The organism is bacterium, assembly GCA_040757115.1.
Classification (GTDB): Bacteria; UBA9089; CG2-30-40-21; order CG2-30-40-21; family SBAY01; genus JBFLXS01.
Genome location: JBFLYA010000397.1, coordinates 1 through 2111, shown reverse-complemented (window position 1 = coordinate 2111; position 2111 = coordinate 1). Strand labels below are relative to the sequence as shown.

The 2111-nt window shown below is 33.8% G+C and carries 1 protein-coding gene; it reads left to right on the top strand.

Going from position 1 to position 2111, the window contains the following annotated elements; all coding sequences use genetic code 11:
* Window positions 1-198 precede the first annotated feature (198 nt).
* Window positions 199-1872: a PEGA domain-containing protein gene (locus tag AB1422_19075; GenBank protein MEW6621405.1), complete on the top strand. Its 1674-nt coding sequence runs from the start codon at window positions 199-201 to the stop codon at window positions 1870-1872.
* The last annotated feature ends 239 nt before the right edge of the window (window positions 1873-2111 follow it).

Here is a 2111-nt window from a genome sequence, read left to right as displayed (position 1 = left end):
ATGAAAATAGTAGGCAAGTAGGTAGTAGGGAAGTAGGAAAGGGATAAAGGATGTGCACGGTATTCCTCTTCTGGGGGCAATGTCTCCCCCTTTCCTACTTTCCTACTCTCCTACTTCCTACTTTCAGAAGAATCCCCCATTTCACTGACCCATTACGAAAGATAAGATTTTTTATTGACAATTCTTCCATTTTATGATATGATACTATTTATTATGCCTTTCAGAAGACAAATTCTTATTTTAGCCTTATTATTGTTTTTGAACAGAAATTTAGAGGCAAAAACAGTGGCTATCTTAGAATTTGAGGATTTAAGTAGCCCACTTAATCTTGCTGGTCAACAAATTTCTTATGATTTAATTGCATATTCTCTTGCAAAAGAGTTTAATATAATTGACCAGGGGGTAGTAAAAAAGGTATTTGATTTAGCCTCATTTAAAAAAATGGGTGTAATTACCAAAGATAGGGCGTATTCCTTAGGAAAATTGTTAGATGCAGATGTATTGGTTATCGGTAATTACCAGATTTTAGAAAAGGATTCATTACTTATAAATACCGCTTTTATTAATACCCACTATGAGGAAATCCCGGATTTAGATAAACAGATTCTTAATTGTTTTGAGCGAGTTTTTAGTTTAGAAGGTCGGATAAAAGAAATTGATAAAAAAGGTATTTTTATTGATATTGGAGAAGATGCAGGTTTAAAATTAGGGGATAATTTTACAGTTATTCAGAATAATGTCTCAACCGGAAATGTAAAAATAGTGAAAGTAGATAAAGAATCTTCAGAAATAGTCCCAACCACAGAGATAAAACTAAGTGTCGGTGATAAAGTCAGGAAATATCCACTGGAATGGACACCTAAGACCACAAGACATTTAATTGTCAGTCCAACACCAGCCGTTCAACAAATAGAACTTGATGAAAAATCGATTGGAGTCAGTCCACTTATCATCAAAAATGTCCAGAACAAAGAAATTACATTAAAGATAACTAAAGCCGGGTATAAACCTACATTAGCCAGGATAAATTTCTATGATTATTCGCTGTTAAACCTTTCCTTTGCTTTACCTAAATCAGTTGAACAAGAGATAATTCCTAAGGTAGAAGGTTCGGTGCTTATTACCTCTTCACCATCATCAGCGTATGTCTATATGGGTAAAACCCTTAAAGGGATGACGCCTTTACTTATATCTAATTTACCTGCGGGTGTGTATCGAATAAATATTGGAAAACCAGGATATGAGGATGTGGAAAACAGAGTGATAATAGATGGACCTGGTCAGAAAAAGGTAGATGTAAAACTAAAATCTATTCTTCCATCATTACCACCTAAAGAGGCACCGCCAGAATTATTGACAGTTCAAACGCCAAATGTTCTAAAAGAAAATGAAATAGACATTGGGTTAAAGTATCCAGAAGGATTTATTCTGAGAGCCGCTTCACCAATAGAGAAGTTAGAACTCCGTATCCAGGGATTAGGGATTGGAGCAAAGCATACACTTTTAAAAAACCTCGCCTTAGATTTTTATTATCAGACTTATGATATGCGGGAACATCAGAAGGAAAAATCCTGCGGTATTTCCACACTTCTATCTGCACCAATTAAATTGCCATTCGGACATTCTGAATATTACTTAGGGGCAGGATTATTAAGAAAAAATGCCCAGAGTAAATTGCGATATAGTGGTGGTTTAATGAGCCAATTGACACGGGATTTGTTTTTATTGCTTGAATATGATAAAATTGAGGGCTATGGAGTAGGTTTGAGATTCCCTCTTGCTCATCAATTTGAGGTTTTAATTGGTCTGGGTAAAGAAAATGGTGATTTTCGATACGATGCCGGGATATTTTTTAGGGGAAGTGTTAAATAAAATACTGAACTTTGGCAAATTTGCAAATTCTCTAAAAAACTTAACGTTGATAGTTTATAGTTGATAGTTTATAGTTGATAGTTTATAGTTGATAGTTGATAGTTGATAGTTGATTATAGACCATAAACTATAAACTATAAACCATAAACTATAAACCATAAACCATAAACCATAAACTATAAACTATAAACCATAAACCATAAACCATAAACTATAAACCATAAACCATAAACCATAAA